Consider the following 1,617-nt stretch of genomic DNA (forward strand, 5'->3'; position numbering starts at 1 on the left):
ACGTAATGAAGTAACAAATACGTGATCGAGAACATCATCGCAGGTCACAGGCCTGTGGAGGGTTCGAAACGCGCAAGTTATTTCATTTCGACTCCCATGGCGTTCATGCTTATTCACACGTGACCGACGACACGCACCCCCGGCCGGCATGGTCGTACCCTGAGAAGATGGGGACGTCGCACTCTCGACGGAGAGCGGACGGCTCCGCGACCCGACTCCTCGCCGGTTGCCTGAGCCCTACCCTTCCGCGTCCAGAGGAGATATTCCAAGTCGTTCTCGGCTCCAGCTTTCCGGGATTTTGTCCCACTCCGTACCGAGCGCTAACGGCTGGCCCTAACTTTGATCCGTGGCGGCCTTCTTCGTTGTCCGTCGACCCGTCGCCGAAACGGACGAAGGCGAACGCCCGGCGACGGACGCGGCTGTCGCCGACGCGTCGTTTCCTCATTGAATAGGACGCTGGGAGTTTGCATGCGCGATACGCGCGAAATCCAGGCACGATCGCCGCGCGGCACCGGTGGTGGGACGAGCGAGGCGTGGCGTCTCCGGCTGGCCGGCCGATCGGAGGCGGCCCAGTGCGAGCTCCTGCTGGACCTGATAGCCGGCCGGGTCGCCGTGCTGACCGAGCGCAGCGGCGACGCGGCCATCCTCGGCCGGGAATCCTCCTGGCGTGGTCTCGGGGTGTACCGCGGCATCGCCGAGCGGCTGCGGGACGAACTGTCCGCGGCGACGGGTCTGCGCCTGCCCGCCACGCTGTTGTTCGACCGGCCATCCCCCGAGGCCCTCGCCGGCCATCTGCGCCGTGAGTTGCTGGGTATCGACGAGCCCGCCGCGACCACCGCCGTTCCCGCGGCCGTTCCCGCGGCCATCGCCGTTCCCGCCACCGGCGAGGTCGGCTCGGAGTCGTTCCGGGGCCATGATCCCGTCGTCATCATCGGCATGGCCTGCCGGCTGCCCGGCGGCACCGACTCACCAGAAGCCCTGTGGGACCTGGTACGAGAGGGCCGGGATGCCGTCGGCGGCCTGCCCGACGACCGGGGCTGGGACCTCGACGCGCTCTACGATTCTGATCCCGATCAGCCTGGCACCGCCTACACCCGCCATGGCGGGTTCCTGCCCGGCATCGCGCTGTTCGACCCGGGATTCTTCGGTATCGGTCCACGCGAGGCGCAGGCCGTGGACCCGCAGCAGCGGCTGATGCTGGAGATCTCCTGGGAGGTTCTGGAGCACGCGGGCCTCGACCCACGGTCGCTGCGGGGCAGCCGGACCGGCGTCTTCACCGGGGTGTCGCTGCAGGACTATGGCCCCGCCTGGCATGCGGCGCCCGCCGAAGCCCAGGGACAGCTGCTCACCGGCAACGCCTCCGGCGTGATCGCCGGCCGCGTCTCCTACACGCTCGGCCTGGAAGGGCCCGCGTTGACCATCGACACCCAGTGTTCCTCGTCTCTGGTGGCGGTGCATCTGGCCGGCCAGGCGCTGCGGGCCGGCGAATGCGACCTCGCCCTGGCCGGTGGGGTGACCGTGATGTCGACCCCAGGGATCCTGGTGGAGTTCAGCCGCAAGCGGGGCCTGGCGCCGGACGGGCGGTGCAAGGCGTTCTCCGCCAACGCCGACGGCACC

Annotated in this window: 1 protein-coding gene; it reads left to right on the forward strand. The window is 68.9% G+C overall.

Going from position 1 to position 1,617, the window contains the following annotated elements; genetic code table 11:
- Window positions 1-468 precede the first annotated feature (468 nt).
- The coding region (locus ACY45C_RS02405) for an acyl carrier protein (protein ID WP_462186031.1) at window positions 469-1,617 on the forward strand (1,149 nt) is incomplete at its 3' end.

The organism is Frankia sp. CcWB2 (genome assembly GCF_977927585.1).